Annotated in this window: 20 protein-coding genes; 5 read left to right on the forward strand and 15 right to left on the reverse strand. The window is 32.8% G+C overall.

Going from position 1 to position 18,905, the window contains the following annotated elements; genetic code table 11:
• Nucleotides 1-178: 178 nt before the first annotated feature.
• Both KGNDJEFE_RS11060 and KGNDJEFE_RS11065 read left to right on the forward strand, forming a co-directional pair.
• Entirely contained in the window at nucleotides 179-628 is a 450-nt protein-coding gene (locus KGNDJEFE_RS11060) for a LytTR family DNA-binding domain-containing protein (protein WP_040410728.1), read from the forward strand.
• Nucleotide 629: 1 nt separating this feature from the next.
• On the forward strand, nucleotides 630-1,295 hold the full coding sequence (locus KGNDJEFE_RS11065; protein WP_006441082.1) for a DUF4318 domain-containing protein: 666 nt from the start codon (nucleotides 630-632) through the stop codon (nucleotides 1,293-1,295).
• A 140-nt stretch (nucleotides 1,296-1,435) separates the two neighbouring features.
• On the opposite strand, the gene fucO is transcribed toward KGNDJEFE_RS11065, so the two are convergent.
• The 9 genes from fucO to KGNDJEFE_RS11115 all read right to left on the reverse strand — a co-directional run bounded on the left by fucO (nucleotide 1,436) and on the right by KGNDJEFE_RS11115 (nucleotide 10,566).
• Entirely contained in the window at nucleotides 1,436-2,584 is a 1,149-nt protein-coding gene (fucO, locus tag KGNDJEFE_RS11070) for a lactaldehyde reductase (protein WP_006441079.1), read from the reverse strand.
• 127 nt (nucleotides 2,585-2,711) lie between these two features.
• The gene (locus KGNDJEFE_RS11075) at nucleotides 2,712-3,260 is read right to left on the reverse strand and encodes a TetR/AcrR family transcriptional regulator (RefSeq protein WP_040410727.1); all 549 of its coding nucleotides are present in this window, start codon (nucleotides 3,258-3,260) and stop codon (nucleotides 2,712-2,714) included.
• Nucleotides 3,261-3,336: 76 nt separating this feature from the next.
• Complete coding sequence (locus KGNDJEFE_RS11080; RefSeq protein ID WP_006441076.1) at nucleotides 3,337-3,687, reverse strand: hypothetical protein; 351 nt, start codon at nucleotides 3,685-3,687, stop codon at nucleotides 3,337-3,339.
• 148 nt (nucleotides 3,688-3,835) lie between these two features.
• Nucleotides 3,836-5,449 carry a recombinase family protein gene (locus KGNDJEFE_RS11085; protein ID WP_006441075.1) on the reverse strand — a complete coding sequence of 538 codons (1,614 nt, stop codon included), beginning with the start codon at nucleotides 5,447-5,449 and terminating at the stop codon, nucleotides 3,836-3,838.
• Between the two features lie 111 nt (nucleotides 5,450-5,560).
• Nucleotides 5,561-5,785 (reverse strand): hypothetical protein, encoded by a 225-nt coding sequence (locus KGNDJEFE_RS11090; protein ID WP_040410734.1) that lies wholly within the window; start codon nucleotides 5,783-5,785, stop codon nucleotides 5,561-5,563.
• A gap of 647 nt (nucleotides 5,786-6,432) precedes the next feature.
• Complete coding sequence (locus KGNDJEFE_RS11100; RefSeq protein WP_006441072.1) at nucleotides 6,433-7,647, reverse strand: replication initiation factor domain-containing protein; 1,215 nt, start codon at nucleotides 7,645-7,647, stop codon at nucleotides 6,433-6,435.
• Nucleotides 7,648-8,057: 410 nt separating this feature from the next.
• The gene (locus KGNDJEFE_RS11105; RefSeq protein ID WP_235713692.1) at nucleotides 8,058-8,357 is read right to left on the reverse strand and encodes an ArsR/SmtB family transcription factor; all 300 of its coding nucleotides are present in this window, start codon (nucleotides 8,355-8,357) and stop codon (nucleotides 8,058-8,060) included.
• Nucleotides 8,358-8,368: 11 nt separating this feature from the next.
• Nucleotides 8,369-10,255, reverse strand: coding sequence for a heavy metal translocating P-type ATPase (locus tag KGNDJEFE_RS11110; protein ID WP_006441071.1), 1,887 nt, complete (start codon nucleotides 10,253-10,255; stop codon nucleotides 8,369-8,371).
• A gap of 92 nt (nucleotides 10,256-10,347) precedes the next feature.
• Nucleotides 10,348-10,566 (reverse strand): cation transporter, encoded by a 219-nt coding sequence (locus KGNDJEFE_RS11115; protein WP_004799061.1) that lies wholly within the window; start codon nucleotides 10,564-10,566, stop codon nucleotides 10,348-10,350.
• A 178-nt stretch (nucleotides 10,567-10,744) separates the two neighbouring features.
• Between KGNDJEFE_RS11115 and KGNDJEFE_RS11120 the strand changes: the two genes are divergently transcribed.
• Both KGNDJEFE_RS11120 and KGNDJEFE_RS11125 read left to right on the forward strand, forming a co-directional pair.
• Entirely contained in the window at nucleotides 10,745-11,119 is a 375-nt protein-coding gene (locus tag KGNDJEFE_RS11120; protein ID WP_172583753.1) for an ArsR/SmtB family transcription factor, read from the forward strand.
• An 8-nt stretch (nucleotides 11,120-11,127) separates the two neighbouring features.
• Nucleotides 11,128-11,976, forward strand: a complete 849-nt coding sequence (locus tag KGNDJEFE_RS11125) for a helix-turn-helix transcriptional regulator (RefSeq protein ID WP_211350704.1) — start codon at nucleotides 11,128-11,130, stop codon at nucleotides 11,974-11,976.
• A 158-nt stretch (nucleotides 11,977-12,134) separates the two neighbouring features.
• Here the strand turns inward: KGNDJEFE_RS11125 and KGNDJEFE_RS11130 are convergent, their stop codons facing one another.
• From KGNDJEFE_RS11130 to KGNDJEFE_RS11145, 3 genes are all read right to left on the reverse strand, one after another.
• Nucleotides 12,135-13,358: an IS256 family transposase gene (locus KGNDJEFE_RS11130; protein WP_148881764.1), complete on the reverse strand. Its 1,224-nt coding sequence runs from the start codon at nucleotides 13,356-13,358 to the stop codon at nucleotides 12,135-12,137.
• A gap of 324 nt (nucleotides 13,359-13,682) precedes the next feature.
• Nucleotides 13,683-13,829, reverse strand: coding sequence for a helix-turn-helix domain-containing protein (locus KGNDJEFE_RS11140; RefSeq protein WP_148881851.1), 147 nt, complete (start codon nucleotides 13,827-13,829; stop codon nucleotides 13,683-13,685).
• A gap of 122 nt (nucleotides 13,830-13,951) precedes the next feature.
• The gene (locus KGNDJEFE_RS11145) at nucleotides 13,952-14,677 is read right to left on the reverse strand and encodes a 4Fe-4S binding protein (protein ID WP_006441068.1); all 726 of its coding nucleotides are present in this window, start codon (nucleotides 14,675-14,677) and stop codon (nucleotides 13,952-13,954) included.
• Nucleotides 14,678-14,816: 139 nt separating this feature from the next.
• On the opposite strand from KGNDJEFE_RS11145, the gene KGNDJEFE_RS11150 reads away from it, so the two are divergent.
• Nucleotides 14,817-15,503: a Crp/Fnr family transcriptional regulator gene (locus KGNDJEFE_RS11150; protein WP_006441067.1), complete on the forward strand. Its 687-nt coding sequence runs from the start codon at nucleotides 14,817-14,819 to the stop codon at nucleotides 15,501-15,503.
• Nucleotides 15,504-15,524: 21 nt separating this feature from the next.
• Here the strand turns inward: KGNDJEFE_RS11150 and hcp are convergent, their stop codons facing one another.
• The 3 genes from hcp to cobS form a co-directional block, all read right to left on the reverse strand.
• Complete coding sequence (hcp, locus tag KGNDJEFE_RS11155) at nucleotides 15,525-17,159, reverse strand: hydroxylamine reductase (protein ID WP_006441066.1); 1,635 nt, start codon at nucleotides 17,157-17,159, stop codon at nucleotides 15,525-15,527.
• 93 nt (nucleotides 17,160-17,252) lie between these two features.
• Nucleotides 17,253-17,864: a histidine phosphatase family protein gene (locus KGNDJEFE_RS11160; RefSeq protein ID WP_006441065.1), complete on the reverse strand. Its 612-nt coding sequence runs from the start codon at nucleotides 17,862-17,864 to the stop codon at nucleotides 17,253-17,255.
• A 230-nt stretch (nucleotides 17,865-18,094) separates the two neighbouring features.
• Nucleotides 18,095-18,886, reverse strand: a complete 792-nt coding sequence (gene cobS / locus KGNDJEFE_RS11165; RefSeq protein WP_006441064.1) for an adenosylcobinamide-GDP ribazoletransferase — start codon at nucleotides 18,884-18,886, stop codon at nucleotides 18,095-18,097.
• Nucleotides 18,887-18,905: the final 19 nt, after the last annotated feature.

Genomic DNA, 18,905 nt, shown 5'->3' on the forward strand with positions numbered 1-18,905 from the left:
GACATTCGTCAATATATAAAATACTTTCCCTCTTACATATACATTTAATACCTCTAAGCGTATTTCTATAGACGTTAAAAACTCTTTCGTTTATCATTAACTTAAAGATAAATAATCTTTATTAACTCAAAGATACATCTTTAATCTGGTAATAGCTATTGATATCGAGGTGAATAAATTGAAAGTTACATTAAATCATATTGAAGAAGAAAAACAAGAAAATGCAATATTAAATTTACATAAATCTAATCAACACTCAGACGAAATTATCTCATACTTAGAAAAAGAAAATTTTAGAACAGAAAATATTGCCTGTACCGTAGATGGTAAACTTCACTATGTTCCTTTCTTTGAGATAATCTTTATCGAAAGTTCGTCAAATATACAGATTTTGCACACTCAAAATAATTCTTACAAATGCAGTAAAAGACTTTACGAACTTGAAAAAATACTTCCAACATATTTTTTAAGAATATCTAAGTCCAGTATTTTAAACTTGAGATATGTTTCAGTATATAAACCTGCTGCAAGTGGTCTTATGAAAGCTGAACTAATAAACGGACAAGAAGTGTATATCTCTAGAAATTATGTAAAGAAATTAAAAGAAGTTTTGACTGGAGGGAAATAATATGACAAGTAGTATAAATTTAATAAAACAAAATTACAAAGAATACTTTAAAAATTCGATAATACAAGGATCATTTTTAGGATTTGCTATATTCTCAGTTTATATGGTGTCCGTTTTTTTAACACACAATGAAAACACTCTAGCTTCACAAAATCTAGCACCTATTATCTTAATATCTTCTATTGTGTTAGGCTTTTTAACTATATTTTTTAGAGAATTAAATCAGGATTTAAGATCAACTTACCATGTATTAAATGGTATAACTGGAGTTTATTGGATTATGATGCTCTGTGTAATAATATCTGCTGTATCTGCTTTAATACCGTTTATATTTAAGCTATTTATAAATTCAGCAGTTTTAACAATTCTAGCTATCTGGCTTTTAGAGTATTTATACCTAAAAAATATATCAAATAGCTTAAACTCATCAATTTCTGCTAAGAAAAACAAAACTCTTTATATAGAAGTTGATAGAAGAATTGAAACAATAGAAGAATTTTTCGAAGAAATAAATAAATACTGCTCTCAGTTTGAAAATGTTGAATATGTATCTATGGATTTACCAGCTTTAATAAGAATAGACGGTGTCTTATACGAAGCCGATATAGTAGAATACTATAGTGTAGTTGGAACTCCGATAACAGCAATATCAATAAAAACAGTTTAGTGATTGAAAACTACTTACTATAAAAATTCAAACTAAATAAAAAAGTAAAGGGATAAGATTGTTAGCTATTTTATAAGCTATCACTCTTATCCCTTATATTTTCTTATATGAAATTTAGCTCTATTTTATCATCAAATCAATTATATTAATGATTTGTATAATTCTTTTATTTCTGCTACTGAAGTTGGTCTTGGATTTCCTGGGCAGCAAGCATCTGCAAATGCACTTTCACTTAAGAAATCTAAGTCTTCTTCTTTAACTATATCTTTTAAATCTGCTGGTATTCCAACTCTTTCACTTAAACCTTTAACTGCATCAACAGCTGCTTTACGGTATTCTTCAGGAGTCATGTTTTCAGTACCTTCAACACCCATAGCTTTTGCTATATCTCTATATTTTTCTCCTGTATATTCTGCATTGTATTCCATTACTGTTGGAAGTATTATCGCATTAGCAACACCATGAGGAGTATCGTATAAAGCACCTAGAGGATGAGCCATTGAATGAACTATTCCTAATCCAACATTAGAGAATCCCATACCAGCTATATACTGACCTAATGCCATACCTTCACGACCAGCCTCTTCATTATTGCAAGCTGCTTCTAGTGAATTTGCTATTATTTCTATAGCTTTTATGTGGAACATATCACTCATTTCCCAAGCACCTGGAGTTATATATCCTTCTATTGCATGAGTTAAAGCATCCATACCTGTTGCTGCTGTAAGTCCTTTAGGCATACTAGCCATCATATCAGGATCTACAAATGCTACTACTGGTATATCTTTAGGGTCTACACAAACCATTTTACGGTCTTTATTTTCATCAGTTATTACATAGTTTATTGTTACTTCTGCTGCTGTACCTGCAGTAGTTGGAACTGCGAATATTGGAACAGCTTTGTTAGTAGTTCCTGCAACACCTTCTAATGATACAACATCTTCAAAATCAGGGTTTGCTATTATTATACCTACAGCTTTAGCAGTATCTATACTACTTCCTCCACCTATAGCTATTATGTAGTCAGCTCCACTATTTTTATACGCTTCAACACCAGCTTTAACATTAGCTATTGTAGGGTTTGCTTTTATATCTGAATAAACTTCATATGCTAAGTTAGCTTCATCTAATAAATCTATAACCTTTGTAGACACATTGAATTTTAATAAATCAGGGTCAGTACATACAAAAGCTTTTTTAAATCCTCTTGCTTTTGTTTCTGTTACGATTTCTTTTATTGCTCCTTTTCCATGATAAGAAGTTTCATTTAATACTATACGATTTGCCATTTTTCATATCTCCTTTTGATTGATAATTTACTTATATCTTGTAAATCTTTATTTATATCTTTATCTTTGTCTATATTATAACAATATAAAACATCTAAAAGGAAGTTACAAAAATAACAATCTGTCACTAAATTAAATTTAATTCCTCAAATAACAGTGATAATTTATATGGCATAGCAGCTATTAAATTATCTACAACTGTGCTAACTTCGGATTTACAGCCGCCTAACACCCATTCTGCTGTCATATACACAGATCCCTGGCAGTACATCTTTAATAAAAAGTCCATTTCGTCGCTTATTTTTTCGCCATTTTTAGATTCAATCATATTCTTATAAAAAGTATAAATTAACTCAAAATCGTGTTCACGCATATTATTTTGATTATCCATCTTAAAAGCCTTGTTAAATAATACACGTTCCTCTTTTATATAATCTAACTTTCTATTTAATGCATCATTCAAACTTACACCTTTTCCCATGTGTTTAAAAGAATTTTCTAGTATTACATCTATTGACCAATTTATTAAATCTTCTTTATCTCTAAAGTGACGATAAAATGTCTGCCTAGATACCCCTGTTTCATTACATATATCACTGACACTTATGTCACTTATCTTTTTCTTTGTTAAACATCTCTTTAAACCGTCGGAAAGATCTTCTTTCACATATTTCACTAGATTCCACCTTGCCTTTTATCTTTAATTTTATAATAGGATAATTCTATTCCTATTATAAACAATTACGGCAAGATTATAAATACTGATAATAGAATCCATGTTGTGTACAGTACCACATTAGTTTTCCATGGCCTCTTCTCTGAATTCTAGTCTGAAGATTCCACTCTGGATATTGTTTGATTAACTCTATCTTATCTCCTTTTGCAAATGCAATAAATGATATATAGTGTTCCTTTGTCATTGAATGTTCACTAGAAATATACCAATCATTTTCAATCTGTTCTACATTTAATTTTTCCGTTTCATCAGCTTTTTTAGGCTCTAAAGCTTCTAATTTTTTACCACAACAAGAAATCTCTGCATTTCCTGTGCATACAGTTACATTCCCACAAATTGGGCAAACATAGTATTTCGAATTTTTCATATTACCTCCTATAAAGTCGTTTATTTCAATATTTCCTCTTAATATATTTTCAATATTAACACCTAATATTTTTGAAAGCTCTGTTAAAAAAGATATATCTGGACATCCAAGTCCGGTTTCCCTTAGTTAAAAATATTACTCTTGTTGATTACTCAACTTTTCCGATAAATCGGTAATATATCTCAATTTTCTGTATTCTTTCGTTATCCTCATTCGTTGTTGCTTCATGTATGAGGATTTTTTCTATCATGGCATTTAATAATGGTGCTGTCAGTTCCTTTGGTACGGAATATTCCTTGATTAACTCAATCCACTTTTCAGCACCTATCATATCCTGTTCCAGTTTACTTAGTTCTTCTCTTAGGCTTGTTATCTGCTGTTCCAGTTCTATCTGTTCTTTTTGGTACTTGCTGGACAACATCACAAAATTTCGCTCTGTTATCTTCTCACAGGCTCTATCTTCATACATTTTCGCAAATAAACGGTCAATCTCATTTTGTCTGTTCTCGGCTTTCTTCAATGTACTTGCCTTTTTCTTCTTTTCCCGTATTCGCTCTGCATTGCCGACTTTCTGTATCTTGTTCAATACCTTTTCTTCGTCCTGCTGTACTGCCTTAGCCCAATACTGCAAGCGTTCCAATACGGCTTGATACAGCACATCATAACGAATGTAGTGCATAGAACAATACCCTTTGCCAAACTGCCCGTAGTAACTGCAAGCATAATAACTGTATGGCGTTTTATTTGCCTTGTTCGTTCCCAATCTCATAGACCAGCCACAATCCGCACACTTGACAAGCCCTGCAAATATCGGCGTTGCCTTTTCTTTTGTCTGTCTGCGTCTTGATTTTATCTGCTCCTGCACACGATAGAACACTTCCTTGTCAATAATCGGCTCATGCGTGTTTTCTACTCGAAACCATTCACTTTCGGGCTTACGCACTTTCTTTTTACTCTTGAACGATACCGTAGACTGCATATTGTGGACACTGTTTCCGATATAGACTTCACTTTTCAATATCGCCTTGACATGAGCAATCGTCCACTCATAACGCTTACTTTCGGGTTTTCCCTCAAAGATATGTGCAAAAGTACCGTATCTTGTAAAATTCAGCCATGACGCTGTCGGAACTTTTTCTGCTCTTAACTGCTTTGTGATTTTTGCACTTCCGTAACCTTGATAGGCTAGGGAAAAGATTTTTTCAATAATCCATTTTGTTTCATCATCAATCAACAGTTTTCCTTTGATGTCAGGGTGTTTCTTATATCCTAACGGAGCATAAGCACCGTAATGAGCCCCCTCCGCAAACTTTGTCTTAAATGCTGATTTGACTTTACGGCTTGTATCTCTTGCCACCCATTCATTGATGATGTTCTTAAATGGTGCAATCTCACTTTCGCCTTTTTCGCTGTCTACACCGTCATCAATCGCTATGTAGCGGACATTATGACTAGGGAAATACAATTCTGTATATTGTCCTGTCATAATATAATTTCTGCCAAGACGAGAAAGGTCTTTCGTTACAACACAGTTGATTTTTCCTGCCTCTATATCCTCAATCATTCTTTGAAAACTCGGTCTGTCAAAATTTGTCCCCGACCAGCCGTCATCAATATATTCATCAATCACATTCAAATGATGTTCTTTTGCATATAGACGCAACATACTTCTTTGTGTAGTAATGCTGGAACTTTCGCCCTGTAATTCATCATCTCGGCTTAACCTAAGATAAAGTGCAGTATTGTAAATCTGTTGTTTCATTGTCAGTTATCCTCCTTTATAACTAACCCGTGTTTACAATACCTGCTTGCAAGTAAAGTATAACACGGGTACTTTTTGTCATTCAATCTATTTCTTATAACTGCACCGATTTTATGCGATTGTCTGCTTTGCTTTTTCCAGCATGACATCAGTCAGAAGTTCTTCCATTGTCTTTCCCTTTTCAGAAAAATGCTCTTTTACAACAATTTTTGTCTTTCCTCTGTTTCCAATGCCACACTTGTTATTTTTCTTTTGAATTGTTTTTACAGCATTATCAATAACACATACCCCCTTTCTGTAAAAATAGTTTCTAAGCAATTCAACGGCTTTTGTCATAGCCCACAGGACTTCCACCTCTGCATTATCCAATGTAGCCGTACCCATTGCGTGCGACGCTCTTAACGCTCAAGCCGTGGCTGTACGGGAGTATCATTATCTGACAGCACAGGTCATGGCGATAAAAGAGGACAAGTCTTTTACAAGAACACAGATAGGTTGTCGCTCGCTTTTGCAGGGGAAAGGTCATGGCGTATCTGTTTCAACGGCTCGCTGTCTGTCTAAGGTATTGAATTGCTTTATTCAGTTGCCAAAGAACATGAAAGAAGAAAATCGTCTTTTCTGCACCATATAGGGAAAGAAAGTGTCATTCTGCTAAGTTGATGATGAATAATTTTCTTTTTCACACCCTAACTACCCATGCAACACCGTTACTGCCAACTATGGAATGAAAGATTTTCTTTGCTCCATATAGGGAACGGCAACTGCCAAATGTTAAGTTGAAAATGAAAAGATTTTCTTCTTTTCACATAACACTGTCCACTCAACTCGATTTTCCGACATTTTTTCAAAACTTTTCTTCTTTCACTCCATATAGGGACAGCAATACTCGATTTAATGAGTTGTTTTGAAAAAAAGTTAGATTTCCTTTTCTCGCACCATATCTGTACGCTAGTTGATGTTTTGTTGCAGATTTTTCAAAGAAATTAAAAAATACCGTCATTCTCTTGTGGAACAGCGGTATCTATGCGTTCTTCTATGGTTGATTTTTCTAACTGTAATAAATGTTTATGCTTGTCTTTGAGTTCTGCCTGCTCAATCATATCTTTCAGTATCGTTGTATGATTTTCTTCGTCTAATGCTTGTACCATTTTTATGGTTGGTGCAACTTGTCTTTGTAACCAATGCAATGCCTTTTGTAAAGTGTAAGGCTCTGGCTTTGTAGTTAAGCGTATAGGTTCTCTGTTTCCTCCTACAAACCACGCCCAATCATCATTCATTTTCCATTGATTTTTCGGTTTATCGTCCTCTCTATCTACAAAGCGGACATAATGATTGATGATAGAAAAAGCGGTGCGTTCAGCATCTCGATAGGTCAGTAAATCTACAACTGCATAATAGGCTCGTTCATTCTTCATGCGTATTTCAAAACGGTTCTTGATTTCTGTATCTTCAACTTCTGTGCCATTCTTGACATACTGCTCATAATTCTTCTGATAAGCACACATATATAATTCGCTACTTGTTGAACCGAGATATAAGGTTTCGCCTGTGTTCTTTGGTGTATCACTACCACATTTCTCTGTACCGCTGTAATCTTTCTGCATACGTAAGTAAGAGATACATTCGCCAGCTTTATATTTTGCATTTAACTTTTGAATATCCAATATTCCTGCTTTATCATTGATTGCCAAGTCAAGCCGTTTCATCACACCGCCTGCCGTCATACAATCAAGCATAAAGTCATACCATGAGCGTTCCTGTGCCAATAGATAACTTTCCATTTGACGACACCCTCTGCCTTTCAGTTCTAACAAAACACCTAAATGATCCTGCATAGAACACATGATGTTGATGTCCCCTAAAACATATTTGCTTTCATATCCGTACTTCCCAAAATCTTCATAAAGCATATGATCGGCTTTCAGTTGTAATACATCACGAATAATCTTTAATGCGTCCGTAGTAGGAAAGCGGACACGAAAATAATCAATCAACAAAAACAACGGTTCTTGTGGATTGAAACGCTCAATCTGTTTTTCTAATGTTTCTTTCAATTCTTCTGTCAATGGAAATTTTCCTTTTTCAATGCGGTTATAATACTCACGACTGATACCACAGGCAACAGCAAGTTTTGTTTGTGTTACTCCATATTCTTCACGCTTTTGTCTTAATACTTCAATAAAGTTTTTATCATTCATTCTTCAATTCCTCCAATCAAAAAAGGCAACTACCATATTTGATAATTGCCTATACTTAAATTTCTGCAAAAGAAAAAGACAATCAATTTCTCGTTTGAAATCAACTGTCTTTCTTATGCCTTATTCAATTTTTCCAAGTGATAACGGCATAATTTATATCACACCATGTAAAATGCAGTTTTGCCTTGTAAATACAGCGTTTTCCGCTTAGTAGTGTATATTGTCTCTTGTTTTTTTGCCCCCCTTGTTAGATAACGGGGGCTTGATGTTCGCTCGCAAGCTCGCTCAACTGCCGAAGTGAACCAGCCACTAAAAACGGCGGAAAAATCTAAGAGATTTTCCCACCGCCGTGTCTGGATCACTCCGTCTTTCTATTCATTTCTTATATCCATCTTGTTTAATCTTAAATATTACAAACAATACTCCTTATCAAACAAAGTTTTGCACCTTTCGATAGCATTTTGTACATATTCATCTTGCACTATATAGTAAATGTATTTTCCTTGTCTTTGACTTTTTACTATACCATTAGCTTTTAATATATTTAATTGGTGGGAGACTGCTGAATGAGACATCTCTAATTCTTCCGCTAATTCTCCAACACATCTTTTTGTTTTTAATTCAAGCACTATCCTTAATCTTGTAAAATCTCCCAGCGTTTTGAAAAATTCCACCAATTGCAAGCAATCTTCTATAATAAGTTTTTGCATTTTCATCTAAATTATAAATTATGCACTCTTAATGCTCTAATAGCATTTAATATTGCAATAATCATGACACCAACATCTGCGAAAATAGCAAACCACATATTTGCAATACCTATTGCACCTAGTCCAAGACATGCAAATTTGATAACCAATGCAAAGATGATATTCTGATATACAATTCTAAGGCATTTTCTCGAAATCTTGATTGCTTTAGAAATTTTTAGTGGGTCATCATCCATAAGAACGACATCAGCAGCTTCAATCGCCGCATCAGAACCCATCGCTCCCATTGCAATACCAATATCTGCACGAGTCAATACAGGTGCGTCATTAATTCCGTCTCCAACAAAGGCAAGTTTATCTTTCTCTGCTTTTACAGAAAGTAGTTCTTCAACTTTTGACACTTTATCTGCTGGAAGTAATTCGCTATATACTTCATCAATTCCAAGCGATTGAGCCACTTGGTCTGCAACACGTTTAGCGTCTCCTGTAAGCATTACTGTTTTTTCTACACCAGCTTTTTTCAATTCTGCAATCACTTCTTTTGAATGTGGCTTTAAAATATCGGAAATTACGATATGTCCAGCATATTCACCATTGATTGCCATGTGAATGATTGTTCCAACTCTATGACAATCATAATACTCCACACCTATTTGTTTCATAAGTTTGCTGTTTCCAGCAGCTACCTCATGACCATCTACTTTTGCAATAATTCCATGTCCACTGATTTCCTTTATATCAGAAACTCTGCTACGGTCTATCTCTTTCCCATAGGCTTTTTGCAAGCTCTTACTGATTGGATGAGAAGACGCACATTCTGCTAAAGCAGCATATTCCAAAAGTTTCTTTTCTTCCATCTCATTGTGATGAACAGCACTTACTTCAAATACTCCTTGTGTCAAAGTTCCTGTTTTGTCAAATACTACATATTTTGCTTGTGATAAAGTTTCCATATAATTAGAACCTTTAATCAACACCCCTTCTTTACTTGCACCACCGATACCTGCAAAAAAACTAAGCGGTATACTGATAACCAATGCACATGGACAACTAATTACAAGGAAAGTAAGGGCTCTGTAAATCCATACTCCCCATTGTGCTGTTTGACCTAAGAACAACATTTGTACTAATGGTGGCAATAACGCCAACGCTAATGCACCATAACATACTGCTGGGGTATATACTCTTGCAAATTTAGAAATAAAGTTCTCTGATTTAGATTTTCTTGAACTTGAATTTTCTACAAGCTCTAAAATTTTTGAAACTGTTGATTCGCCAAATTCTTTTGTTGTCTGAATTTTTAAAACCCCTGTCATATTGATACAACCACTGATAATTTCATCGCCTTGTTTTACATCACGAGGTAAACTTTCACCTGTTAATGCACTTGTATTAAGGCTAGATGAACCCTCTATTACAATACCATCTAATGGAACTTTTTCTCCAGGCTGAACGACAATTATACTTTCTATACCGACTTCGTCAGGGTCTACTTTTTCTAGTTTTCCATTTCTTTCTACATTTGCATAATCTGGTCGAATATCCATCAACGCACTAATATTTTTACGGCTTTTTCCTACTGCGTAACTCTGGAATAATTCTCCAATTTGATAGAATAACATAACAGCGATTGCTTCATTGTAATCTCCACTTCCAGAGTAAATTGCTAGTGCAAAAGCTCCCACTGTTGCCACTGCTATTAAAAAGTTTTCATCAAAAACTTGTCGGTTTATAATTCCTTTGCCTGCTTTCTTTAAAATATCATAGCCGATTATTAAATATGTTGCCAAGTAAAGTAATAGTTGCACAATTCCTGTTACCTGTATCAAATTCAAAGCAATAATCATAACTGCCGCAATAATAATTCTTGTCAACATTTTTTTCTGCTTCTTATTCACAGTCCATTCCTCCTATTTATTTTATATATGTTTAATTATTCATATAATATTTTTAAATTTGCACCCCTTTTGTATTTAGGGGTGCGTTTTTTCTAAAGTTCAATCTCACAATCTGGCTCTACCTTTTTGCAAGCCTTTAAAACATCATTCATAACTGCTTTTGGTTCTTTTCCATCTTCAAACTCTACAATCATTTTTTGTGTCATAAAGTTTACAGTTGCATTTGCTACTCCAGCTGTCTTTTTTGCTGCATCCTCCATAAGATTTGCACAGTTTGCACAGTCAACTTCGATTTTGTAAGTTTTTTTCATGATAAATATCTCCTTTCGTGATTGTTATTTAAACTTCCATTCAACAATTAAGCACTTGTTTAATTGTTATGACTGTAGTATAATTCTCTCATAACCTAAAGTCAACAGAGATATGTGATTACCTACTAAATGGGCGAAACACATTTCTAAACAGAGCAAAATGAAAGGAAGATTGTATATGTCTTATATGAAGTTACCACATAATCATCATAACGAAATAGATAATACTGAGTTATTAGAACAACTTAATGATATTCAACACTTTCAAATAGTTTCAGAATTATTTAAACAATTAAGTGATCCTACACGTATTCGTTTATTTTGGCTTTTATGTCATTGTGAGGAATGTGTTCTAAATCTATCTGCAATGATGAAAATGACAAGTCCTGCCATATCCCATCATCTTAGAGAGTTACGAAACAAAGATTTAGTATCTAGCAGACGTGTAGGGAAAGAGGTTTACTATAAGTCAGCAAATACAGAGCAGAGTGTATTGTTACATAAAATGATTGAAAAAATTTTGATGATTACCTGCCCTGAACATAAGGAGTAAATAATATTATGAGCAACAAAATCGCACCATTAGAAAAAAGTATTCAAGAACTTTCTAATAAATATCATATAGTTAGTTATGATTTATACAAAGGTATAAAACTTGCTTTTATGTCATTAACTGGCAACAAACATACTGATACGCATGAGCCATTAAGACATATTTTAGAAATCAATTACTGCCATAAGGGAAGAATTGGGTGGAAAATGTCTAATGGAAATAGCGTTTACTTAGGGGAACATGATTTTTCATTACATACAATGGAATATTGTTCTAACTCTACAATAACTTTACCTAATGAATACTATGAGGGGATTACCATTTATATTGACTTAAATACCCTTTCAGAAGAACCGCCAGAATTATTAAAAAATACTGGGATTACAGGAAATAGTATACTTGATAAATTTTGTAAAGATGGAAATTTTTCAGCTTTTATTGGTAATGAAGAAACAGACGCTATCTTTTCATCATTCTATCATCAGCCAAAAGAATTTCAACTTGCGTATTGGCGAATAAAAGTGATAGAACTCTTACTGTATCTAAGTAAATTATCCTTCGATACAGAAAACCGATTGTCTGAATATCAATCTGAACAAGTTGAACTTGTTCGTAGTATACACAAATACCTGTTGGATAATATAAGCCAACGTATAACAATAGATGAAATGGCACGCAAGTATCTTATCAATCCTACTACATTAAAGTCCGTCTTTAAAGCTGTATACGGTACTTCTATTGCCTCACATATAAAAGAACACCGAATGAAAATGGCAACCCGTTTGCTAATAGAGACACCAAAAAGTATAAAGGAAATTGCAAAAGAAGTAGGTGGGTATATAAAATTTTTTCTGTAAATAAGCCCTCTATGGCTTAAACTACCGTTAGGTAGTATAATAGACTTAAAATAATTTATGAATAAATGGCTAACGCCCTTTAAAACATAATATTATTTATTTTGTTGCAAGTCAAGAAAACCAGCTAAAAAAGCCGGCTTTCTTGACTTTTTTAATTATTACAATCTATCTTCATACATTATTGAAAGTTCTCCATAAATATATCCCCAGTTTCTAATAGGCATACTCCATTTTTTGCTTATTTTTTCAACTGATAGATATAGTGATTTTTCTAAGGAAATCTTGTTTGGAAAAACAGTTCTTTTTTTATTTATTTTTCTAAGCTGCGAATTTACACTTTCAATGGCATTTGTAGTATAAATTACCTTTCTAGTTTCTGGTGAAAATTTAAATATCGGTATAATTGAATCCCAGTTACTAAACCAAGATTTCATAGAATTTGGATATTTTTCATTCCATTTTTCTGAAGTACGTTCTAAATTAGCTAGAGCCTGTTCTTCATTAATGGCATGATATATTGTTTTTAAATCATTAGCAAATTCCTTTCTATCTTTGTATGATACATATTTTAATGTATTTCTAACTTGATGAACAATACATCTTTGATATTCAGTATTTGGAAAAGCGGAGCTTATCGCTTCTTTTATTCCTGATAGTCCATCAGCACAAACGATTAAAATATCTCTTACACCTCTATTTTTTAATTCATTTAGCACAGAAAACCAATACTTAGAGCTTTCAGTATCTCCAATATACAATCCTAGAATTTCTTTGTATCCTTCGGAACTTATACCAAGAATTACATAGACAGCTTTTTTCTTAACAGAACCATTTTCTTTAACAGAGAAATGGATAGCATCTATATATACAACAGGATATACACTTTCAAGAGGTCTATATTTCCATTCTTCGATTTTAGGTATTATTTTATCAGTTACATCTGAAATCATTCCTTCAGATAGTTCAAATCCATAAATATCCTCTATTTGAGAAGTTATATCTCTATTACTCATGCCTAAAGCATACATATTTATTATTTTTTGCTCTATTTCAGAAACATCCTTTTGTCTTTTTTTGACAATTTGAGGTTCAAAAGAGGAATCTCTATCTTGAGGAACATCAATTTCGTATTCTCCCATTCCAGATCTAACTCTTTTTGTTTTATATCCATTTCTTGAATTGGTATTTTCACCACGTTCATATTTTTCATATCCAAGATGCTCATTCATTTCAGATTCAAGCATCTCTTGAATAGTATCACCTAAAAGATCTTTAAGTGCATCCTGAATGTCTTGAGCGGTTTTAATTTCATATGTTTTAATTAGCTCCGCTATTATATTTTTCTTTTCTGGATTTAATGGTTCTCTTTTCTTTCTGCCCATAAAAAATCGCCTCCTATGATTAATTTGATATTACCATAGAAGGCGATTAAATTTACAGACTTTTTTTCATATACTCAAGTAGGTTACAAAAGCCAAAGTAAATTTTCTAAAACTTTTAAGGGATATTATGATGTTTTGCCAACAGAATATCGAATGTTCCATTCAAACAAATCAAAATAATTTAATTCTCTATATAATAGCTTTAAATCAATATTTTATGTGTAATAGGGTTTGGTATCAAAAAGAGATACTATGATAATCTCGTAGTATCTCTCCCTAATTGGAATATTATGTTTTTGCAAGCAGGTAAACACAGGTTATTTCTTAATATCCTTTTGTTTGGGAAACTCCTCTCTCCCATTTTGAAATAGTCTTGTCGCTTATCATAAGTTTTTCTGCAAGTTCCTTTTGAGTCATACCTTTTTCTTTTCTACAATCTTTTATAACTTTTCCAATTTTTTCTGCATCCATATCTCTTCCTCCTACAAATATATTAATAGGAAAATAAACATAATTCAATAAACGCTCCGTAGAGTTTGAAAAACTCTTATTACTTTCTCTTCTAGCTATACAAATTTATTTATTTTTTTTAACTACTCTACTATAAATCCATCTGTGCTTATAGTTACAACCTGCCATGGAATAAATTTTCCACTGTTTTTCATCGCTGTAACAGCTGCTCTTTCTATTCCTTTACAACAAGGAACTTCCATCTTAACTATTTTTACACTTTTTATATCGTTGTTCTTTATTATCTCAGTAAGTTTTTCTGAATAATCCCCCTCATCTAACTTAGGACATCCTATTAATGTAACGTGCCCTTTTATAAAATCTTCGTGGAATTTTGCATAGGCATAAGCTGTACAATCAGCTGCTATAAGCAATTTTGCTCCATTGAAATACGGTGCATTTATTGGTGCTAATTTTATCTGTACTGGCCACTGAGATAAGCAACTAACTGCTTCTCTTAGCATCTCTTTTTTTACACCAAGCTCTATCTTATGTGCGTTATTTTCTCTTTTTATTTCTCTACTCTGACTTCCAGGACATCCACAAGGTAATTTTTCTTTCTGTTTTTTCATCTCTTCCATTCTCTTTTTAACCGCTACCTCGTCGTATGCAGCTGCTTCTCTTTCTTCAAAACTTATCGCTCCCGTTGGGCAAACTGGCAGACAATCACCTAAACCGTCACAATAATCATCTCTTAAAAGTTTTGCCTTACCGTCAATCATTCCAATTGCTCCCTCATGACATGCATCTGCACAAAGACCACATCCATTACATTTTTCTTCGTTTATATTTATTATTCTTCTTATCATATTTATCCCTCCAAATTTTTATATTGTTTTTTAATTTACTTATTTCTTTTTATGGGTATATTATAATAGAATCAATTAAATAGTTATGTTGTTTTTACAACGCTCTATAAATATTTTATACTCTGAAAGGAATTAAATTATGAATACAATAACTAACTCTGATATAAATGCTATAAAAAACTCAATTATCTTCAAAGATATAGATGAAAAAGATATTCTTCCCATGCTTGGATGTCTTTCTCCAACAAAAAAATCATATAAAAAAGGCTCTTATATATTAAATCAAGGAGAGTACATCGACTTTGTTTGTCTAATTATCTCTGGATCTGTAAGGATAGAAAACATAGATATTTGGGGAAATAGAAAAATAATGTCTGAACTGACTAAAAGCGATATATTTGCCGAAAGTTACGCTTGTGTTACCAACGAACCTCTTATGGTAGACGCTATAGCCTCATCAGATTGTGTAATTCTGACTATGAATATGAATAAAGTTATGACTACATGTCCATCATCTTGCAACTTCCATAATAAATTAATAAAAAATATGCTTTCTGTTTTTGCAATGAAAAATATCGCATTCACTAGAAAAATAGAGCATATCACTCAAAAGAATACTAGAGAAAAAGTACTCTCTTATCTAAATTACATGTCCTCAAAGTTTGGATCTAATTCTTTTGAAATTCCATTTAATCGTCAGCAACTTGCAGACTACTTATCTGTAGAAAGAAGTGCACTATCATCAGAATTATCTAAAATGCAAGCAGATGGATTAATATCGTATAAGAAAAATAAATTTACTTTGCATATAAAAAGAGAGCAGTAAAATTCTGCTCCCTTTTTATATCTATTTTATTAATTTTTCTATATCTTCTTCAACTGTTCCTATTCCTGCAATTCCAAAGTTTTCAACCAAGAACTTAGCAGTATTTTCTGATAAGAATGCTGGTAATGTTGGTCCTAAGTGTATATTTTTTACTCCAAGATATAGTAATGAAAGTAATACTATTACAGCCTTTTGTTCATACCAAGCTATATTATAAACTATTGGAAGTTCATTTATATCATCTAAACCAAATACTTCCTGTAGTTTCATAGCTATAACTGCTAAAGAATATGAATCGTTGCACTGACCTGCATCTAGCACTCTAGGTATTCCATCTATATCACCCAAGTTTAGCTTGTTGTATCTATACTTAGCACATCCAGCAGTTAAAATCACAGTATCTTCAGGTAGAGATTTTGCGAATTCTGTGTAATAACTTCTTCCTTTCTGTCTTCCGTCACATCCTGCCATAACAACGAATTTTTTAATTGCTCCTGATTTAACAGCATCTACAATCTTATCTGCAAGTGCTATTACCTGATTATGTGCAAAACCACCAACTATTTCCCCAGTTTCTATTTCTTTTGGAGAATTACATCTTTTAGCATGTTCTATGATTTCGCTAAAATCTTTTTCTTCTCCGTATCCACCTTCTATATGTTTACATCCTTCAAAGCCTACTGCACCAGTTGTATATACTCTATCCTTATAACTTTCACTCGGCGGTACTAAACAATTTGTTGTAAGAAGTATTGGACCATTAAATGATTCAAATTCTTCTTTCTGTTTCCACCAGGCATTTCCATAATTTCCAACAAAGTGATCGTACTTTTTAAACTTTGGATAATAATTTGCTGGCAACATTTCTGAATGAGTATAAACATCTACTCCTGTTCCTTCAGTCTGTTTTAAAAGCTGCTCCATATCTTTTAAATCATGTCCAGATACTAATATCGCTGGATTATTTCTAACACCTATATTAACCTTTGTTATCTCAGGATTTCCGTAAGATGTAGTATTGGCATTGTCTAGAAGTGCCATTGAATCTACTCCAAACTTACCTGTTTCCATAGTTAAATCTATTAAATCCTGTAAAGTTAAGTTATCATCTGTTGTAGCTGTAAGTGCCTTCTGTAGAAATGCGTCTATTTCACTATTTTCAAAGCCTAAAACACCTGCATGTTTTAAATACGCAGCCATACCTTTTAATCCATATATTATAAGCTCTCTAAGACTTCTAATATCTTCGTTTTCCGTATCTAAAACTCCGACATTCTCTGATTTTTCTCTTAGCTCAACCTCATCTTTTGAATAATAAACTGCATACTCTGAAAGTACACTTCTATCGTCTAATTTAGATATAAGTTCTTCTTTTATATCCATAATAGATTTAACCTTATTTAATATAACTTTGTCGTCAAAGTTTGCATTTGTTATCGTTGTAAATAATACATCCCTTATAATTCTATTTACCTCTACATCAACTTCCTTATTTTCTTTTCTAAGATTTGTAGTAACCTCAGAGATTCCCTTTGTTGTATATATAAGTAAGTCCTGAAGATTTGCAGTAGCTGCCTTCTTTCCACAAACTCCATTTATAGTACATCCTGAACATCCAGCAGTTTCTTGACACTGGAAGCAAAACATTTTATTCATAATCTATTCCTCCTCTGTATTGAATGTACTCTTATCTTACATCAATAAGGAAGTTAGTTATGTTGTTTTTACAACGTTTTTGATTTTTATTATTTAATAATTCAATTTTGTAAGTACTGAAAATCCATAATCGTATTCTAAAACAGTAATTTTAGCGTTTTCTATTTTAAAGTTCCAATGATTTTCCAACTTCCCACAAAGCATATAAGAAAGTATATTTCTGATACTTCCACCATGTGCACAAATTATATCTGTGCTATCATCTTCCATATCTTCTAAAATATACTCTATAGCTCTTTTATTCTTTTCATATGCTTCAATTGCATTTTCTCCATTTGGATATCTATACTCAAACCCTTCTCTGCAAATCTTGTCGTACTCTTTTGGATACTCATTTTTTATCCATTCAAAAGTTTTTCCTTCAAAATCACCAAAATCTATTTCTCCAAGATCCTTAATTTTTATAATCTCTAAATTCTCTATATCGGCTATATCTTTAACTGTTTCTTCTGTTCTCTTGGAATTTGAAACATATACTTTTGAAAATTTCCAATTACCTTCTTGTTTTAATTTTTCTATTTTATTTTTTAGGTAATCTATTTCTAACTTACCTTTTTCACTTATATCCGTTTCCATGCTTCCACAAAGTAATCCATTCTCGTTGGCTACAGTAGATGCGTGCCTAATAAAAACCAATCTCTTCATAGCTCACCTTTCATAACAACCCATCATTTTCATTTATTTTATTATAATAATACATTTAGCCAAATTTACAATAGTACTAATTTTCTAGATATAATAATAAAAAAAGCAAGTATAATAACTACTAGTTTGCAACACTTGGAGACGCCAACCAATTTGTGGTTATAACTAGGCGTCGGAACTGTGGCGCAAACAGTAGTTATTATCTTGCTTTTACTTATCAATTTATATCTTTAGAAAAGAAGTACTGCTGTAAAATACACAACTAGTATAAATACAACTTCTGCTACTTCTATTCCGCATCCTAGTACATCGCCAGTTATTCCACCTATCTTCCTATTAGAACTTCTCTTAATTAGAAGCATTGCAATAGCTGCAACAACTATACCTATACATATACATCCCATAGGTGCATACATACCAGCTACACTCATTCCATTTATTATATATAAAAATCCTGCTGATAGAATTAAAGTGTATACTAAACCAACTATAATCATTGGCATTGTAGCTTTTCCAATAAACACATTTCCCATTCCGTTTTCTCTAGGGCTTTCAGTCTTTCTAGCAAGTAGAATGACAACTAATCTTGAAATCATTGGCATTATCGCTATCATATAAGACATTCCCCGGTTTAAGAATGTAACGATAACACCTATTTTTATAAGTATTGTAAACATAATTGCAAGTAGAGAGTTTGTTCCAAGTCTAGAATCCTTCATTATTTCTAACATTCTATCCTTATCTCTATTGCTGAAAAATGCATCTGCTGTATCTCCAAGCCCATCTATATGAAGTCCTCCTGTTAGGAACACCTCTGTAAATACAGCTATTATAGCTATTACAAGGGCATCACTTGGAAACATTATTCCAACTAGAAGACTTACAAGATAAGTTATTATCCCTATTATAAATCCAACTAGTGGAAAATAATACATCCCTTTGTGGAATTCTTCATCGAATTCTCCACCAGTTTTAACAGGTATTCTGGTCAAGAACCCTAAAGTCCCTAAAAATCTTTTCATCTTTATCCCAACCTTTCAA

Source organism: Peptacetobacter hiranonis (assembly GCF_008151785.1).
GTDB lineage: Bacteria > Bacillota > Clostridia > Peptostreptococcales > Peptostreptococcaceae > Peptacetobacter > Peptacetobacter hiranonis.

Bases quoted from the DNA above. Each gene is read 5' to 3' on its own strand.
- fucO (WP_006441079.1), bottom strand. From the start codon at position 2,584: ATGGCAAATCGTATAGTATTAAATGAAACTTCTTATCATGGAAAAGGA.
- KGNDJEFE_RS11145 (WP_006441068.1), bottom strand. From the start codon at position 14,677: ATGATAAGAAGAATAATAAATATAAACGAAGAAAAATGTAATGGATGT.
- KGNDJEFE_RS11100 (WP_006441072.1), bottom strand. From the start codon at position 7,647: ATGAATGATAAAAACTTTATTGAAGTATTAAGACAAAAGCGTGAAGAA.
- KGNDJEFE_RS11125 (WP_211350704.1), top strand. From the start codon at position 11,128: ATGAGCAACAAAATCGCACCATTAGAAAAAAGTATTCAAGAACTTTCT.
- KGNDJEFE_RS11150 (WP_006441067.1), top strand. From the start codon at position 14,817: ATGAATACAATAACTAACTCTGATATAAATGCTATAAAAAACTCAATT.
- KGNDJEFE_RS11105 (WP_235713692.1), bottom strand. From the start codon at position 8,357: ATGCAAAAACTTATTATAGAAGATTGCTTGCAATTGGTGGAATTTTTC.
- KGNDJEFE_RS11140 (WP_148881851.1), bottom strand. From the start codon at position 13,829: ATGGATGCAGAAAAAATTGGAAAAGTTATAAAAGATTGTAGAAAAGAA.
- KGNDJEFE_RS11080 (WP_006441076.1), bottom strand. From the start codon at position 3,687: ATGAAAAATTCGAAATACTATGTTTGCCCAATTTGTGGGAATGTAACT.
- KGNDJEFE_RS11065 (WP_006441082.1), top strand. From the start codon at position 630: ATGACAAGTAGTATAAATTTAATAAAACAAAATTACAAAGAATACTTT.
- KGNDJEFE_RS11085 (WP_006441075.1), bottom strand. From the start codon at position 5,449: ATGAAACAACAGATTTACAATACTGCACTTTATCTTAGGTTAAGCCGA.
- cobS (WP_006441064.1), bottom strand. From the start codon at position 18,886: ATGAAAAGATTTTTAGGGACTTTAGGGTTCTTGACCAGAATACCTGTT.
- KGNDJEFE_RS11090 (WP_040410734.1), bottom strand. From the start codon at position 5,785: ATGACAAAAGCCGTTGAATTGCTTAGAAACTATTTTTACAGAAAGGGG.
- KGNDJEFE_RS11130 (WP_148881764.1), bottom strand. From the start codon at position 13,358: ATGGGCAGAAAGAAAAGAGAACCATTAAATCCAGAAAAGAAAAATATA.
- KGNDJEFE_RS11160 (WP_006441065.1), bottom strand. From the start codon at position 17,864: ATGAAGAGATTGGTTTTTATTAGGCACGCATCTACTGTAGCCAACGAG.
- hcp (WP_006441066.1), bottom strand. From the start codon at position 17,159: ATGAATAAAATGTTTTGCTTCCAGTGTCAAGAAACTGCTGGATGTTCA.
- KGNDJEFE_RS11120 (WP_172583753.1), top strand. From the start codon at position 10,745: ATGTCTTATATGAAGTTACCACATAATCATCATAACGAAATAGATAAT.
- KGNDJEFE_RS11115 (WP_004799061.1), bottom strand. From the start codon at position 10,566: ATGAAAAAAACTTACAAAATCGAAGTTGACTGTGCAAACTGTGCAAAT.